The following is a 15,765-nucleotide window of genomic DNA, read 5'->3' as shown; positions in this document are numbered from 1 at the left end:
GATACACACCATAAAGGAGAACGGCGCCCCATCCTCCAGGACCGGGGTTCCCAGAGCAGGCGCCATCTGTGTAGACGATTACTTGTTTCACCAAGCTACCTCCATTATAACCCTCTTAACTTTGGGCACTCATCCATTGTTTGTAGTACCAAAGGACCGCATCATCTTGGAAGGGAGTGTCACCCTTGCGCATTCGTCCCATTAATGCTTCCATTCCTTGTGCGACTCGTCGTTCTACAACATCAGGATAGTGATACACCAAACGATTCATATCATATTCCTCACGATCAACAATCGCGATATGTCCGTCGGAATGACGGATCACATCTAGATCATAATCAATATAAGTAATGACTCCATCCGTCTGGTATGCTGGTGACGCAATATTACAATAATACCGTATTCCCTGCTCCTCAATAAGAGCGACAATATTGAACCATTGATTCGGGACAAAGAAAGTGACCGCCGGCACTTTGCTTATCCACTGCTTTCCATTTGCTTCTTGGATCGGAGTATGGCAATTAATGATCACCAGCATGTCCTCTTGTTGATGCAACTGGTGACACATTTCCTTTGGGACGATCCAATTCTCCATCCACATCCGATGCAAATGTCCATCATGCTTAAAACTTTTCACAAGTGTTCTACGATATGTAATCATGCGCTACCATCAGCCTCACGTCATCATATAATAATAGAAAAGCATATCTTCCCCCCGAATGCAACGGTTGAAAAGATATGCCTTCCTATGCATGATATTCGATTGTGCGCGGTCTGCTATAATCCAGCCTTCAACTAGCCAGCTACAATGCGCAACTGTTTCAGTGAACGCAAGACATGCTGTGTTCCGTAACCAAACTGCTCAAAGAACGGAAGCATCATTTCTGTATGCTCATCTGCAGCAACCATAATGTTCCTTACTTTACGTTGTTGGAACTTCTGTTCCAACTTGCCTACAAGCGCTTTGCCAATACCTTGGTTGCGGAATTCTGGATGTACTGCCAAGCGATAGTAGTAACCATTATTCTGGTCTACTGTACCAATAGCAACCCCTACAGTACGTACTTCTGAATCCAGCTCCAATTGTGCAACGACGACAAGTTCACCATCTAAAGATAGTTGTCGTGCAAAGGCATCCCAAGTTTTCTCGCAACATTCTTCCGACAATGACAACTCCAGCAACTGCTTCGTCGGCATATAATCCGACAATTGAAAGGAACGAACAATCATGTCTTACTCTCCTCATCCTGAACTCAATGTATTTACAGCGTCTATTGTCTCTCTATCTATTCGTCTGTTTGGTCTTTCCCTCTGACCTAAGTATTATACGACAAAATAGCCTAAATTCCTTCTTCTTCGGCCATATTCCATAAAAAAACATAGATAATCTGTTGTTTTCTAATGAAAGCGCTTAATTGTAATCGTTTACAAAGGTATTTTGTCTTAATTCCTGTTAAAAGTGTATGTTGATTCCCAATTCATGAACTTGCATATGTTCAAACCATCTTTGAAATGTTTCTCAAATACAAAGTATTCAACCATGCAGAATCGATCATGCCCATTCGTTCCGTTTATAAAAAACCGCAACAGGGTACATAATAGAAAGCGGAGCTTAACTCACCAAATTTCACGTCGATTTACGCGTCACTTACACCGTGTTTTCAAGCTTTCAATACTTTTTAAACTTTTTTGTTGATTTATTCAATTGGATCGGGTTTAATTGAAGTAGAGTTATTACATATCCCTTTTAGGAGGTAATGCATAATGGCACATCAACTACCAGCGCTTCCATACGCACCTAACGCTTTGGAGCCACATATTGACGAAACAACAATGACTATCCACCACGGTCGTCACCACAATACGTATGTTACAAACTTGAATGCAGCTTTGGAGTCTGCTCCTGAATTGCAATCCAAGTCTATTGAAGATTTGATCGCTAATCTGGACGCAGTTCCAGAAAGCATCCGTACTGCTGTTCGCAACAACGGCGGCGGCCATGCGAACCACTCCCTATTCTGGGAAACAATCGCTCCTAACGCTGGCGGCACACCATCCGGTAAGCTTGCTGAAGCAATCGAGAACGAACTTGGCGGTTTCGACAAGTTCAAAGAAGATTTCGCTAAAGCAGCTACAACACGTTTCGGTAGCGGCTGGGCATTCCTAGCTGTAGACAACGGCAAATTGACTGTGTACAGCTTGCCTAACCAAGACTCCCCAATCATGGAAGGCAAGACTCCAGTTCTTGGCCTTGACGTATGGGAGCACGCTTACTACTTGAACTACCAAAACAAACGCCCAGACTACATCGCTGCATTCTGGAACGTTGTGAACTGGTCCGAAGTAGAGAAGCGCTATGAAGCAGCTTTGAACAACTAATCGGTTCTATAACCTAGAAGAACGCCCGTCATTCCATTATGGATGACGGGCGTTTTTATGACCCTTTTAAAGTCCAGGCATGCAATTCATAACTACTTTGGTAAAATGCTTCCACATTAGTTCTACTTCGAGCGCTGTGAAGGTTGAATCTTAGCAAAAAATAAAATGCCGTCATACTGATCTCGAACGATCATCACTTCCTCCAACACGCCCACCTTCCCTTTCCGATAAGTTTTGTTCATTTTTAATAAATGTCTATTTGAAATACGCTTTTATTTATAGTTTTTTTCGCAATAGGCCTGACCTTTCAATTAAAAACCTAGACTTTATTCCAAAATGAAATTAAGTAGCATATAATAAAGACATTAAGATGTACAAGGAAAAGGGGTTACTAACGATGCAATCATCACCTTCCCTCTTCACAACGTCACAGCTGTGTCTTCAATTGTTTTTAACCTTTATCAAAATAAGCCCAACAACCTTCGGTGGCGGGTATGCTATATTGCCAGTTATTCATCGCGAAATTACAGACCGACGGAGATGGATAACACCTAATGAGATGCATGAGATAACCGCAATCGCAGGGGCTACACCTGGCGGAGTCGCCATCAATATTGCAGCGCTTGTTGGATATCGAATGGCTGGGATTCGCGGCCTACTCACCTCTGTTACCGCTATATCTCTGCCTACTGTTACGATTATGCTGCTGCTATGCAGCTTGGCAGCTGTTTATCATGATTCTCCTGTCATCGAAGCAGCCTTGTTAGGTATTCAACCTGCAATCATTGCACTCATTGCCTATGCAGCCATTCGTATGCGCAAAGATGTGCTTCGTTCGCGTATGGCCTGGATGATATTTGGAGGAAGCTGCATCCTATTGCTGTCGACATCATTAAATCCTGTTATCGTCATTGGGTGCGGTATGCTTGCTGGCTGTCTCGTTCATTACCTTCAATGGAAGCGAGCTGTCAACCGGGCTGTCCGCTCTACCCCATCTCTATCTAAAACAAAAGATGTAAAGATAACCAAGATGAACTCTTAACATTACGATCCACATCAACACGAATAGGAAATAGAAAGGAACTTAGCGATGATATGGGATCTATTTTGGACCTTTTTCAAACTAGGGTTCGTGTCATTTGGTGGAGGATACGCGATGATTCCGCTCATCGAGCATGAAGTGCTGCAGCACGGCTGGATGACCGCAATTGAATTTACAGACGCCGTTACAATGGCAGGAATGGCTCCAGGATCCGTTGCGATGAATAGCGCCGTCTATGTGGGATTCGCGGCATCCGGGTGGATCGGAAGCGCTGCTGCTAGCATTGGAATTGTATTACCTTCCATTATTTTGATGTTTTTAGTTGCTACTCTATTCTACCGCATGTATCATAATCATTGGGTGCAAGCTGCACTCGACGGCATGAAGCCAGCAGTCATGGCGCTTATCGCCTACGCTGCCTTCAATATGGCGGTGCATTCTGGCCTATTGAACGGATACGCTCGATATACGTGGTTCAGCATCGGCATTTTCGCTGTCATGCTATTCGCGCTTATTCGTTGGAAGCTGCATCCCATCGCTGTCATCTTATTATCAGGAATAGCGGGGATAATTTTATATGTCTAATACACACGCTCAGGATGGAAGAACGCATCTGCCTTTGCAAGATCGAATCCCTTCATCAAAGGCGCGGGAGATCTTTAGACGGATTCGGCAGAAGCATGAAATCTCGAAGAACGACCTGCTCGCAAAGAGCGGCTTAACCGTTAGCACACTCACCCGCGTGCTGGAAGAGTTGTCTGCTTCTGGACTCATTGAAGAGAGCGGATTCGGCGCCTCAACAGGGGGACGGCGTCCCATTCTCTACCGAACAAGTGCATCCTATGGCTATTGCTTCGGGCTGGACATTTCGCGGACGACTTCCCGTCTTGCTATTGTCGATACGGCAGGCTACAAGATCGAATCGATTAGCTGGACGATGACCGACCACATGACACCTTCTGCATTGATTGACTACGTTGTGGAGCAAATCCAGACATGGATCGCTAAATATCGTATTCCACATGAACAATGCATTGGACTTGGTATCGGAGCAGTAGGCACACTTGATCGTTTCACTGGCGTCATTGAAAATCCACAATGGTTCTATGCCCCTGGCTGGAACGATGTACCAATCGGTGCAGAATTGGAGAACCGACTGCGTATTCCTGTGCTCCTTGATAATGGAGCAAATACAGCTATTATTGCCGAATCTTGGAGCAATCGAACGAAAGGCGTTCGTCATATGCTCTACGTTCATGCCGGGGTCGGATTGCGCTCCGCGATGATGGCAGACGGCAAACTTATTCATGGTGCTACCGATATGGAAGGCTCCCTTGGTCAAATGATTATTCAAGCAGATGGTATTCCTCATCGAACCCAAGGAGGCAACTACGGCTGTCTCGATTCTTATGCAACGATTTACGCGATTGAACGCGAAGCGATCTCCAAGCTCCGAACAGGTCGACCGAGCCGTCTCCAATCCGTTATTCAACTCGGTGAAGCCGTTACATTCAGGCATATTATCGAAGCACTTCATCAACAAGATACACTAGCTACAGAGATCGTCAGTCAGGCTGCTACTTACTTCGGCATTGGACTCGCTAATCTGCTGAACGTGCTGCATCCTGAAAAAGTCATCCTTGGCGGTCCTCTAATGACGTCCAATGACCTATTCTTCTATACAGCTACGCAAACAGCTATTCGTCGCACCTACCACTATCCTAACTATCAAGTTATATTTAGCAAAGGAACCTATGGTGAAGAAGCCATCGCTATCGGTGCAGCGCTGCTCGTACTTGACAATCTCACATCCCGACAAGAAGCTTAAGCACTGTCATACAGGCCTATATCATAAGTTCATTCATCTTCTATACAACAAATCCCGTCTCTTCCGATAGGAAGTGACGGGATTAATATTCCATCTATAAGCGACATGATCTGCTATTGGCCAACTGAATAACATCCAGCAGCGGAACACGCTGCTTGGTTACGTCATGAACGAGGACGCCATCTTTCATTCGATCCACGAATAAAATACCATCCAAATGATCAATTTCATGCTGCAAGCAGACGGCTAAATCGTCTTCCGCTTCCGTTATAAGCTCTAGCCCTTCCCGGTCCATGCTCTTTACTTTGACATACTGGTAACGAGTTACACGGCCATAGTAGCCTGGATAAGATAGGCATGCTTCAAAACCTTGCTGCTCTCCATGAGCTTCTATGATCTCGGGATTAATGAATTCCCGGAAGCCATCACCCATATCCATCACTACGGCTCGCCGCAAAATACCAATCTGTGGAGCCGCCAACCCAGCACGCCCAGGCTCCGCATAAAGTGTCTCTTTCAAGTCAGTCAGCAAGGTCAGCATCCGAGGCGACATTTCAGTTATTGGTCTACAAACTTTTCGCAGTAATGGGTCTCCAAATGGCAATATCGTTCTTACTGTCATCCTGCACCACCTATTCCATATTAGCTGGTTGCAGTGTAAACCGAATTACATAATCTGTCAACTCATAACATCACAACCTATTATTGAGCATTAATTGGCGCTGGTGTTTGCAAGAATGTCCGCTCTTCCACGTGTAGTTGTCCTTGCAATCCATGCTGTTCTTCCAATTTCCTTACTTGCGCCTGTGCTTCTTCCTTCGTCGGATAATAGCCGGCTTCTACCAAATACGTACCCGCACTGTCTTTCAAAATGCGGACATTCTCTTCTTCAATCCAAGCTTCTTCCATCATACCCTGCTCTTCCCCAAATGGGTGAGAAGCGGTACGAACTGAATATACTTTATCTTGTACTTCTGCTGATGTTCCTTGCTTTAAGGTAAGCACAACCTCCGCAGGATCCTTGTACTCCTTCACCTCATAAGCAACAGGTTCTTTAAAAACGATTGTAAAGCGAATAAGTGTATCATCCATCGAAATGATCTCGTAAGCATCTGCTACATATCTGCTCTTCTTCAATGTCGCCAAGTCCTGTTGCGCAGAGAAATTACGGGCGTCTCGAATAGAAAAAGTCATCGTATTTGGATATTCGCGATGTTGTACATGGAATGAACTTGCGATTAGCTGCTCTTTATTGTCTTTCTGGAAGCGAATCGTAATTTGATCACTATCTCCTTGCTGATGCAAACCAATAGCATGAACATCCGTTGGTCCTTCTTCTTGCGTTAATTGCCCACCCTCGGCTCCACCTTTATTGAACTGCAGCACCTTCACCAGCTTACCGATCCCTGGAATGTTCTCTAGGCTACTTGCGAATGCAGGCATTGTATTAACGCTAATTGTAAATAAAACAAACACTGCTGCTGCACTAGCAACAATACGTTTCACCCACCGATTGCGAGGCAGCGCACGCTGCGTCTGATACGGACTTGAACCCTGATACCCATCCCCATTCTGGCCTTGGGTATTCTCTCGCTTCCCGATCTGGTCTTGATGATGACTCATATCATCATGCTGAGCTTGCTTCAAGCGCTCACGTTCCTGCTTGCCCCGCTCCAACGCTTGTCGAGTTACAGCAGCCAGCTCATCAGGAATTTCGATATTTTGATACTCTTTCTTTAACCGTTCCAAATCTTTATTCAAGAAGCTCACCCTCCCCCAAATTTATTTTCAACTTCTCCAACCCACGATAGACCAACGACTTAATCGTACTTAATGGTGTCTCTAACGTCTCCGCAATATCCTTCAATGGCATATCTTCAAAATACCGCAGCATCAGCACGGAGCGAGTTTTTTCATCCAAACTATCCAGCGCCTCATACAAGTCCAACTTCTCTTCTCTATTATCAGGGGTGTAGCTTCTTTCAATATCTTTGTCCATATATACAACTCGCTTGGACTTACGTATATGATCCAAAGCAGCATTCACCGCAATCTTCATCAACCACGTATTGAAATATTGAGGCTGCTGCAGCTTCTCTACGGACAAATATGCTTTATATACCGTCTCCTGTACAATTTCCAACGCATCCTCTTTATTTCTTACATACGTATAGGCCATGCGATAAATCCTTTCTTTTCGCTGCTCGATAAGGATAGAAAAACTCTCGTCATCGCCAGCAATCGCGCGCTTCTCCAGTTCTAAGTCGCTCATGCAGTCCTTCACCTCCAGAAATTCATCGATCATAACGTCTCTCATTATCTTTTAGTGTCGCCACTCCAGTACCAACTTTAACCACTCACTCGACACGCAATGCTGACTTTATGTATAGAAGAAGCGGCACTATTAGTGCCGCTTTCTTGTGAATAAGTCTACGCAAATATAACTAACCATTATCGAATAGGCAGTATAAGTTTGTTTGTCGCCTTGCCACTTTCCATATCCACTTCAAACAGTTCTAGTGTAAGTGGCTGTTTGCCAGATACTTTGCTCTTATCGATGGAAATCGTTTGAGCGAGTTTCCCCCATTGTGGTGCACCCACAGATGCAGTGCCATAACCCTGGGCAACCGTCGTTTTGCCTTGCTTAACTGTGTAGTTATACGTGCCTTCGAAAACACGAGCTTCACCCTTCACTGCAGCTTGCAGTTTAGCAGACACTACTTTTACTCCACGAAATGCATCATTTTGCTTCACTTTACCTTTGCCATTCAGATCTACTACTACTTTGTTTACTTGCTTGCCACTCTCCATATCCATTTCAAACAACTCAACAGTTAGTGGCTGCTGCTTGGACGTTTTGCTTACAGGTACCGTAATCGTTTGAGCGAATGTGCCCCACTCTGGACCGCCTTTAGATGCTGTACCAAAGCCTTTTGCAATCACTTTGCTGCCTTGTTTCACGACATAGTTGTAGTTGCCCTCAAATAGTCGGCCTTCTCCTTTAATCACATACTGCTCGCTAAGCTTCACTTCACTCATGTTGCGGAATGCATCATTTTTAACAACCTTATCTTGCTTTGGCTTTTGTACTTCTTTGTGAGATTGTGCTTCCTTAGCGATAGGCATGATAAGCTTGTTCACTGCTTTGCCGCTCTCCATATCTACTTCGAACAATTCCAGTGTCAAAGCCTCTTTACCAAACACTTTACTCTTCGGAATGGAGATTGTTTGCTTCACTTGTCCCCATTCTGGTGCACCAATAGATGCCGTACTGAAACCTTGAGCAATCACTTTTCCGCCTTGTTTCACTGCGTAGTTGTAAGTCCCCTCGTGCACACGCGCTTCACCTTTAACTGCTACTTGCGCAGTGGAAGATGCTACTTTTACACCACGGAATGCATCACTATACTTCACTTTGCCTTTTCCGTTCAACGCAACAACTACTTTATTTACTTGTTTACCGCTCTCCATATCGATTTCAAACAGTTCTACTGTCAATGGCTGCGTGCTGTTCAGCTTGCTTACCGGTACCGTTATTGTTTGAGAAAATGCACCCCACTCTGGACCACCTTTAGATGCTGTTCCGAAGCCTTCAGCTACGATTTTGCTGCCTTGCTTCACTACGTAGTTATAATTTCCTTCAAATACACGCGCTTGACCTTTAATCACATATTGCTCGCTAAGCTTTACTTCACCGATGTTGCGGAATGCATCATTCGAGTATGTTTTTTCTTGCTGCGGCTTCTGTACTAGTACATTTGGAACTTTTACTTCTTGCTTCGTTTGTGTAGAAGGCTGTTGCTGTTTGCCTGCCCATGTTGTACCTACGTAACCAAGTAGAGAAGAACCTGCCAAGATAGATGCTGTTATGATTGCGATTGTTTTTGTTTTCATGTTGTATATGCTCCTTATTTTGAACATGGTATCCATGTCATCGTTTATTTGAATGCCTGAAAAGTTGTAATGAGCTTTAAAATACTTTCATTCAACTTTGAAACGAACCTGTTTATCGTGTTGTTCTTTGTTGTATCTTCATGAAGTTTACATGGATTAGACGGGGGAGCCTCACGAAAAGACGCAAAGTTTCATTGGAAATATATTACTCGCCACTTCTTGTGCAACCAACGCAAAAAAGCAGCCCCAGTTCATCACTGGAGCTGCCCGCTGCTACTAGAAAAGAAATTATATATTATTGTGCAGGTTGGGATGGAATCCCCTTCACTTCAAAGCCGTAAATACGAGCAGCTGTATCGCCGCCTTGTGTCGGCTTCTCAACGATTAACTTCGCGTAACGAGCTTTCGTTTTGCCAATCGCATGCTTGCTTGTACCTTTATCGTTGTCTTTTACAATAACAGCATCCGTCCACGTTTGACCATCCGAGCTAAGTTGAATCTTGAATTCTCGTGTATTGAACGATGCTGATTCTCCGCCAGCTTGCGCATGATGAACAACGAACTCTGTGATGTTGAATTCGCCACCCAAGTCAACTGTCATCCAGTGCGGCGCATTTCCTACTGCGCACCATTTCGTATGCATTTCACCGTCTACTGCAAATTGAGGCGCTTCGCCTGCATTCACGAAGGAGGAAGCCGTTGTCTTCTTGCCTTTTGCTACATCCTCAGAGCGATTCTCTGCTGCTTTATCTACGGTAATAAGCTTCTTCGTCACGACATCTTGACCGATTGCATTTTTCGCTGTCAGTGTAATCTCGTACTCGCCTTCCTGCTCATACTTCACTTGCGGATTACGCTCTGTACTGGACGTTGGTGTTCCACCTAGGAAGCTCCATAGCCATTCTGTCGTTACTTCTGTAGACTTATCTTTCAGCTGGATCGTCTCTCCTGGTGCTACATACGTTTTGTCTGCTTCAAAGTCAGCCTTTGGCGCAGGGTATGCAGGCCATTGGAATTGAGCCGTCGCTGTACGGCCTTCTGCATAATGACGGTTTACAGGCACGACGATTAGATTCGTCGCTTGTTCCATCTCTGCACGACGCATTTCAGAAACATAGTAATAGTTGTTGCTTGTTGCGCCCATGAACTCACGGGAGCCGTCTGGCTTCTGACGATATACTTGGTAGTACAAGACGTCATCACCCATATCATCCCACTTCAAGCGAGCATCTGCATAAAGACCGTCACGGAAATCATTGTCGATAATCGTTAAGCCTTTTACTTCTTTAAGATTTGGAGCTTTAAACACTTGATGATCACGGATTGCAAATTCACCTAGGCTAAGCTCGTAGTTGTTAACTTGCTGCTTGCCTGCTACTTGTACAGACATGCCGACAACCTTTTTACCTGCAAAATCTTTCAAATCATACGTAGCTTGCGTCCAATCCTTCGCCGTACCAGCCTTTTGCGTATGCTTCGGCTTCACGGTTACATAATCATTCGGAGCACCCTCAAATGCTACACCGATGTTTACATCTGCTGCAGTTGCTTGATTGGTCTGATACGTGATCGACATTACTGTAGACTTCGTTACAGGAACATCCGTCTTATACAGCTTCATATTCGTGCTTGCGCCTGGTGCCGTTTGACCGCTTAACTTCAAGGAACTGCCGCCATAGTAAGCTTTATTGAAATCAAATGCGGCATCAATCTTCTGTCCCTGCTCATCTTTCATCCAACGCCATGTTGGCAAAATATCCTGCAAGCTGCGGTTAAACCATTCGCGATCACGAACTTGCTGACCATGTACGCTGAACATTTTTCCGTTACCTGTGTTGAAGTGTGTAGTAAAGTCAGTATCTGTGATAACTGTCTCGTCTACGATATCATGCGCTATTCCGCGCCAAGCCGTGCCATTAGACTTCGTTTTAGAAGGATCTTTGCCTTGACCTACCCAGAATATGTGCTCATTTTCCATGAACTGCTCATTCGTCTTGGAAGAGTTGAACGCCCAGTCTGGACGATAAATTCCGAGCGATGTTACAGCCGTACCGTTGTCAGGGAATAGAACAGGCCAATTCAGTTTGCTCTGATAACCGCCTGCTTCCACATCAATACCCGCATACAGATCATATTGACTGCGTCCAAGCTGATTCGCTACGTCAGGCGATTTTTTAAACGGTGTCATGCCACTACCTTGATACTGCCAACGGAAGTCGATGAATAGATGATCGGAGACACGCTCTGCACCATCTTGGACGAACATGCTGTTCTTGTCGTTAAGAGCACCTTGCCATCTTACTGGACCGTCATTAATCATGGAGTCGTACCATACGACCTCCATTTCAGGTGTTTTAATCTTTTGCAAATATTTCAGGAATTCTTGCATCTTCTTCGCATCTGCAGGTGTCCCACCTTGAGTCTCCTCATTGATGAACCAGCCGTCAAAGCCGTAGTACTTCGCTACTTCAATCAGCTTATCCGCAACTGGGAACGTGCCATCAGGGCGCTGCTGCAGCAAATCATGTGTCCATTGAAATTTTCCACCGTGCTCCATTTGTGGTAGGAAGACCGTACCGTATACAGGCACGCCGTTTTTGTGTGCTGCATCGATTACGTCTGCACTTGGTGAGACGATAAGACCTTCACCTGCGGATCCTCCCCACATAATGAGGCTGTCTACATACTGCCAGTAGCTGAATGCATAGCCGTGCATGTTGTCATTTCCTTGTGACGGTGCACCAGATGTATTTTTGTACATAGAAGCGAGTGCCATCACTTTTGGCTCTACTTTTGCATTCGGATTCACTTTATCACCTTGTACACGCTTTTTCTCCAGCGGTACGGAACTGCGGTTGAACGGCGCATCTGGATCCGTCTGCGGTGACCAATTTAAGATCGTATTTGGATACCAGTGAGAAGAATGAGGCTGTGCCGCCTGTGCTTGTTCGGCACCTGTGAATCCTAACAACGCACCTGCCAATAGAGCTGTGCTTAAGTAAAGAGCTGCTTTGCGTTTCATAGTGCTTCGAGATAACATGGTAGGTTTCCAACGTTTCATGTAAACATCCCCTTCTTAGATGAATATACAAACCGTATGCACATGATAGGCACTCAACTTTTATGTGAGCGCTTACAAATTCTTATCGACATCATTATAGGACCTACACTTGGACAAAAAAAGGGAGTTTGGACCCACAGGACCAACCTCCTTAAATATCAACACCTGATCTTTAATTTTTACTATGCAAAGTTGACATTCACGACTTAGTGCGTGCCTAGTGCGTCCCCCCGACACGATAATCATCACGCGATGATTGAGCAGCATCATAGAACATCATATCGCCATCTTTCAGTTGGAACATGGCGCCATATGGATCAGTGACACTGTGAACGAAGCCTTCGCGCCGCCATTGGTTGGTTAACGGAGCATAGATATACTGTAAATGAGGATCATTCATACGCCCAGCTCGAATGGTCTCCATATTAAAGTTCACAACAATGTAGCCGTTCTTTAAGAAGAATGGAGCATCCTCTCTGAACGAAAATTGCCGATGCAGCGGAAACCCTTTCTGCACAACATATACTTTTGATGGAATGCCGAACTCGCCATACCATTGTTGCTCTGCGGCATAAGCCCGATATGGATTTACGCCATTTGGCAACTGTGTGGGCCCTCGAAATAAGCGAAGCTCGCCTGGTACTTTCATATGACTGAATCCACCCGTCTTGGTCGGACGATCAACTTGCCTTAGCCATTGCTGCATAAACACCTGTTCACTTTGAGAGAGCTGATGACGATGCAATTGATAATAGGTGCGCCCCGTCTGCTCGATTTGCAGCGGATGAAGATTGCGAAGCCTTTCATTTAAGGTAATCTCGCGCTCAATCGTATCAAATGATGAGCCAATTCGTACAAAATTCCGGTCTGGTGCGTGGTAATACAAATCAACATCTTGACGATGCTTGCCATCGCGACTGACGAATTCGAACGTCGGCGTAATGCGAATAGAATCGTTCGGGCCGAACATATTGCCCTTCGTCTTTAAATCAAACTTAAAATGATAGCCTGGCTTGACGGCTACATTTTTGAAGCCATCATTCGGGTGGCTTCCTCGTCGAATAGGTAGCGTGTAGCGCGATTGGTTCCCCCTCGGGTTTCCATCGATATCACGCATCCCAACCCAATAATAACGTCCGGTATGTTCCTTGCTTTTTTTCTGCGGTCGGAAAGCAAGCTCCCAGTTCATATCCACAATATCGGTAATACGGAAATCATACATGCGTCCAATGACTTCTACAGGTACTGTATCTGTAGCTATATGGTTGTTTACTTCAAAATTGGCGTCTTGTTGAGTAAGCGTATCGGAAGGAGCATTTTCAGCATAGGACCTGAAATGGATCGTATAGTCCCCTTCATCTACCCACACCGGCAAATAGAAGGTGGTTGCTGGATCTCTTACAGGAATGCTAATCCATGTGTTCTTCGGATAAAAGGTGGATTTATCTGCACTATATACATCGAACTCAAATCTAACTTGTTTTTCTTTTATGTATTTGGCATAGTCTCGGTTGCCATAGCCTAATATGTTGCGGTGCTGCCCCGAAGTCGGAATATGTATTGTAAATGGTCGATCAAGAATAAACGCTCTTCTATTGAGGTTAGGCCTAGTCTTTTGATTATGTGCAGCGTCATCCGTTGCATTTGAGTAGTTTACAGTTGGAGTATGAACGGTGACTGGGTTGATGCTGTTGATTGGGAAATTCGTATTTGCTCCACCATTTACGTTGTTGGGCAGCAAATCATAATAGATTGTCCCTGAGCTAATTGTGTTTGCCTTGTTCATTAGCTGACTGCTAATTATATGGTTAGGTCTGTAGAGCACATCCCGGCCGATGGTTGTAGGCTGCGGAATGTTTGTTGGAGTAGGACCATCCTTAGTAGCTTCTGCCCCATCCATGATGGTAGCTCCATTAAAGATCACTGTATCGTTATTCACTTGGCTCTGAGGTGTAGCTGACTCAGCCATACCTTTCAATCGGGATGTATCGTCCGGAATAGAAGGCGGCCTATTTAATCCACCCTTTAAAACCGGAGGTGAATAGCTTATATCTGGTGTATCTACTGGCCTTACGTGACTATGTACGGAAGAATCATGCTCTGAATCTAGCGAAGGTGGAGTGTAGCCTGTTGGCATCATGGTAACCCTCCCACCAGGTAGAGCATAATTGAGCATATCAGCACGATTGATCTTATATACTTCGAGATTTTTAATTTGCCAATATGAATAATCGCGAGTAAAAGAAAATGAGTATGTTACGTTTTGCGAGTCCCCCGCATGAACGGGTGGTCCTGGAACACATCCTGCTTTTGTACAAATAGGAGGTCCTGGCACTGTCCACTCTCTTACATACTTGACTTCCGCTTTACAATTGTAGGTTACCTTGCCTTTCATTTGAATCCAGTCTTGTTTGAAAAGGTAATTATCTGCAAATGCGTTGGTAAAGAGAGATTCGGAAGTCGGGATACCTTTTGAAACATCAAATTGCTCAGCATCCCTGCTATCTGCGCGAATAATTCCCGTCGCATTAGGGTCCATATCATTTCTATTCATCGAAGTTCCTTGCGATGGACTTCCTATGCTGTTCTCACACTGCCCTGATCCTTTAGGTACTTCGCTATATGCAGCATACACTTTCATTTCGGGATATTTATAAATTTCACCGTGAAAAGTTACGTTCCATCCATTAAACCATGCACGAACTAGCCCATTCTTGCCATCGCTAATAACTTCCCCACCAGGAGGCGAGTTATCAAATGTTCCTTGAAACTCAAAATCAATTACCACATTCGTTTTATCTGAATCGTTTACAACTACATTTCGTACACCATGTACTTTCGATTCCTGCATACAGTTTGCCGGGCATTTCCAATACTCTAAATCGCTCTCGTTCACAATTACCTTGGCGACTTGATTCATCTCAAATTCAATGCCAGGCAATGAAGGAGAAGTGAATTTATCGGTTAATCTGGAACCTGCAGTGATTCTTCTTTCTGACCATACTATACTGGTATTAGTTCCATATTTCCAACCAAATGTCGGTATACCATTACCAGCTGTACCAAATGTCCATTCGCCTCTAGAAGGTGGGAAAGGATCATTGTTTGATTTCAAAAAATATCGTTCATTTTTATAGTCATACATCCAGTAATCGCCAGAGGGGGATCGGAACCATGCAAAATATCCTTGATATTGACCATTAGCTTTTGCAGTAAGTTGAACCTTATTTCCTGTAATGTCGCCAAGATTCCAAGTTGTGTCATTAACCTTAGTTAAGTTCTTAACAAGTTTCCCGTGATTATCGTAAATGGCGACAGCTGACGCAGCCACGTTATTTTTCTTCGGAACAGTAACAGTCGTGTAGTGTAATTTACTTAATGGGATATAGTGATTTTTCGAGGAATCAACTTTACCGATACCACCATAAAAAGTTACATTTCCAATTGACTCGTAACCACTTGGTACGGCAGCAGATACTGTCATATTGATTCCAAGTATGTTCGTTATGGCGATAAGCAAGCTTACCACCATAGCGATTGATACAATTCTTTTTGCCATTT

The 15,765-nt window shown here is 44.5% G+C and carries 13 protein-coding genes; 4 read left to right on the top strand and 9 right to left on the bottom strand.

Features of this window, described 5'->3' with window-relative positions; translation table 11 throughout:
* From NQ117_RS16155 to NQ117_RS16145, 3 genes are all read right to left on the bottom strand, one after another.
* A partial coding sequence (locus NQ117_RS16155; RefSeq protein WP_309137886.1) for an RNase H family protein occupies positions 1 to 91 on the bottom strand: 91 nt, incomplete at its 3' end.
* Between the two features lie 24 nt (positions 92 to 115).
* On the bottom strand, positions 116 to 661 hold the full coding sequence (locus NQ117_RS16150; protein ID WP_258279047.1) for a DUF402 domain-containing protein: 546 nt from the start codon (positions 659 to 661) through the stop codon (positions 116 to 118).
* Between the two features lie 134 nt (positions 662 to 795).
* A complete protein-coding gene (locus NQ117_RS16145) occupies positions 796 to 1,230 on the bottom strand; it encodes a GNAT family N-acetyltransferase (protein WP_258279046.1) in 435 nt (144 codons plus the stop codon).
* A gap of 534 nt (positions 1,231 to 1,764) precedes the next feature.
* Here NQ117_RS16145 and NQ117_RS16140 point away from each other — a divergent pair.
* The 4 genes from NQ117_RS16140 to NQ117_RS16125 all read left to right on the top strand — a co-directional run bounded on the left by NQ117_RS16140 (position 1,765) and on the right by NQ117_RS16125 (position 5,249).
* Positions 1,765 to 2,379 carry a superoxide dismutase gene (locus tag NQ117_RS16140; RefSeq protein WP_144993487.1) on the top strand — a complete coding sequence of 205 codons (615 nt, stop codon included), beginning with the start codon at positions 1,765 to 1,767 and terminating at the stop codon, positions 2,377 to 2,379.
* Between the two features lie 397 nt (positions 2,380 to 2,776).
* Positions 2,777 to 3,421, top strand: coding sequence for a chromate transporter (locus NQ117_RS16135; protein ID WP_258279045.1), 645 nt, complete (start codon positions 2,777 to 2,779; stop codon positions 3,419 to 3,421).
* A 48-nt stretch (positions 3,422 to 3,469) separates the two neighbouring features.
* Entirely contained in the window at positions 3,470 to 4,006 is a 537-nt protein-coding gene (locus NQ117_RS16130) for a chromate transporter (protein WP_258279044.1), read from the top strand.
* Positions 3,999 to 5,249, top strand: coding sequence for an ROK family protein (locus NQ117_RS16125; RefSeq protein WP_258279043.1), 1,251 nt, complete (start codon positions 3,999 to 4,001; stop codon positions 5,247 to 5,249). The genes NQ117_RS16130 and NQ117_RS16125 overlap by 8 nt, the downstream gene beginning before the upstream one ends.
* 94 nt (positions 5,250 to 5,343) lie before the next feature.
* On the opposite strand, the gene def is transcribed toward NQ117_RS16125, so the two are convergent.
* The 6 genes from def to NQ117_RS16095 all read right to left on the bottom strand — a co-directional run bounded on the left by def (position 5,344) and on the right by NQ117_RS16095 (position 15,763).
* Positions 5,344 to 5,871, bottom strand: coding sequence for a peptide deformylase (gene def, locus NQ117_RS16120; RefSeq protein ID WP_258279042.1), 528 nt, complete (start codon positions 5,869 to 5,871; stop codon positions 5,344 to 5,346).
* 80 nt (positions 5,872 to 5,951) lie between these two features.
* Positions 5,952 to 7,010, bottom strand: coding sequence for a DUF4179 domain-containing protein (locus NQ117_RS16115; protein ID WP_258279041.1), 1,059 nt, complete (start codon positions 7,008 to 7,010; stop codon positions 5,952 to 5,954).
* Positions 7,003 to 7,521, bottom strand: coding sequence for a sigma-70 family RNA polymerase sigma factor (locus tag NQ117_RS16110; RefSeq protein ID WP_258279040.1), 519 nt, complete (start codon positions 7,519 to 7,521; stop codon positions 7,003 to 7,005). The genes NQ117_RS16115 and NQ117_RS16110 overlap by 8 nt, the downstream gene beginning before the upstream one ends.
* A 179-nt stretch (positions 7,522 to 7,700) precedes the next feature.
* The gene (locus tag NQ117_RS16105) at positions 7,701 to 9,143 is read right to left on the bottom strand and encodes a Gmad2 immunoglobulin-like domain-containing protein (RefSeq protein WP_258279039.1); all 1,443 of its coding nucleotides are present in this window, start codon (positions 9,141 to 9,143) and stop codon (positions 7,701 to 7,703) included.
* 295 nt (positions 9,144 to 9,438) lie between these two features.
* Positions 9,439 to 12,204, bottom strand: a complete 2,766-nt coding sequence (locus tag NQ117_RS16100) for an endo-beta-N-acetylglucosaminidase (protein WP_258279038.1) — start codon at positions 12,202 to 12,204, stop codon at positions 9,439 to 9,441.
* 217 nt (positions 12,205 to 12,421) lie between these two features.
* The gene (locus NQ117_RS16095; RefSeq protein ID WP_258279037.1) at positions 12,422 to 15,763 is read right to left on the bottom strand and encodes a DUF5704 domain-containing protein; all 3,342 of its coding nucleotides are present in this window, start codon (positions 15,761 to 15,763) and stop codon (positions 12,422 to 12,424) included.
* Positions 15,764 to 15,765: the final 2 nt, after the last annotated feature.

Source organism: Paenibacillus sp. SC116 (genome assembly GCF_024733555.1).
In the GTDB taxonomy this organism is placed as follows: domain Bacteria; phylum Bacillota; class Bacilli; order Paenibacillales; family Paenibacillaceae; genus Paenibacillus_B.
This window is presented reverse-complemented; position numbering and strand designations above follow the sequence as displayed.

Excerpts from the sequence above, each read along its gene's own strand:
- NQ117_RS16135 (WP_258279045.1), top strand. The coding sequence starts at position 2,777 with ATGCAATCATCACCTTCCCTCTTCACAACGTCACAGCTGTGTCTTCAA.
- NQ117_RS16145 (WP_258279046.1), bottom strand. The coding sequence starts at position 1,230 with ATGATTGTTCGTTCCTTTCAATTGTCGGATTATATGCCGACGAAGCAG.
- NQ117_RS16140 (WP_144993487.1), top strand. The coding sequence starts at position 1,765 with ATGGCACATCAACTACCAGCGCTTCCATACGCACCTAACGCTTTGGAG.
- NQ117_RS16105 (WP_258279039.1), bottom strand. The coding sequence starts at position 9,143 with ATGAAAACAAAAACAATCGCAATCATAACAGCATCTATCTTGGCAGGT.
- def (WP_258279042.1), bottom strand. The coding sequence starts at position 5,871 with ATGACAGTAAGAACGATATTGCCATTTGGAGACCCATTACTGCGAAAA.
- NQ117_RS16125 (WP_258279043.1), top strand. The coding sequence starts at position 3,999 with ATGTCTAATACACACGCTCAGGATGGAAGAACGCATCTGCCTTTGCAA.
- NQ117_RS16095 (WP_258279037.1), bottom strand. The coding sequence starts at position 15,763 with ATGGCAAAAAGAATTGTATCAATCGCTATGGTGGTAAGCTTGCTTATC.
- NQ117_RS16110 (WP_258279040.1), bottom strand. The coding sequence starts at position 7,521 with ATGAGCGACTTAGAACTGGAGAAGCGCGCGATTGCTGGCGATGACGAG.
- NQ117_RS16100 (WP_258279038.1), bottom strand. The coding sequence starts at position 12,204 with ATGAAACGTTGGAAACCTACCATGTTATCTCGAAGCACTATGAAACGC.
- NQ117_RS16130 (WP_258279044.1), top strand. The coding sequence starts at position 3,470 with ATGATATGGGATCTATTTTGGACCTTTTTCAAACTAGGGTTCGTGTCA.
- NQ117_RS16150 (WP_258279047.1), bottom strand. The coding sequence starts at position 661 with ATGATTACATATCGTAGAACACTTGTGAAAAGTTTTAAGCATGATGGA.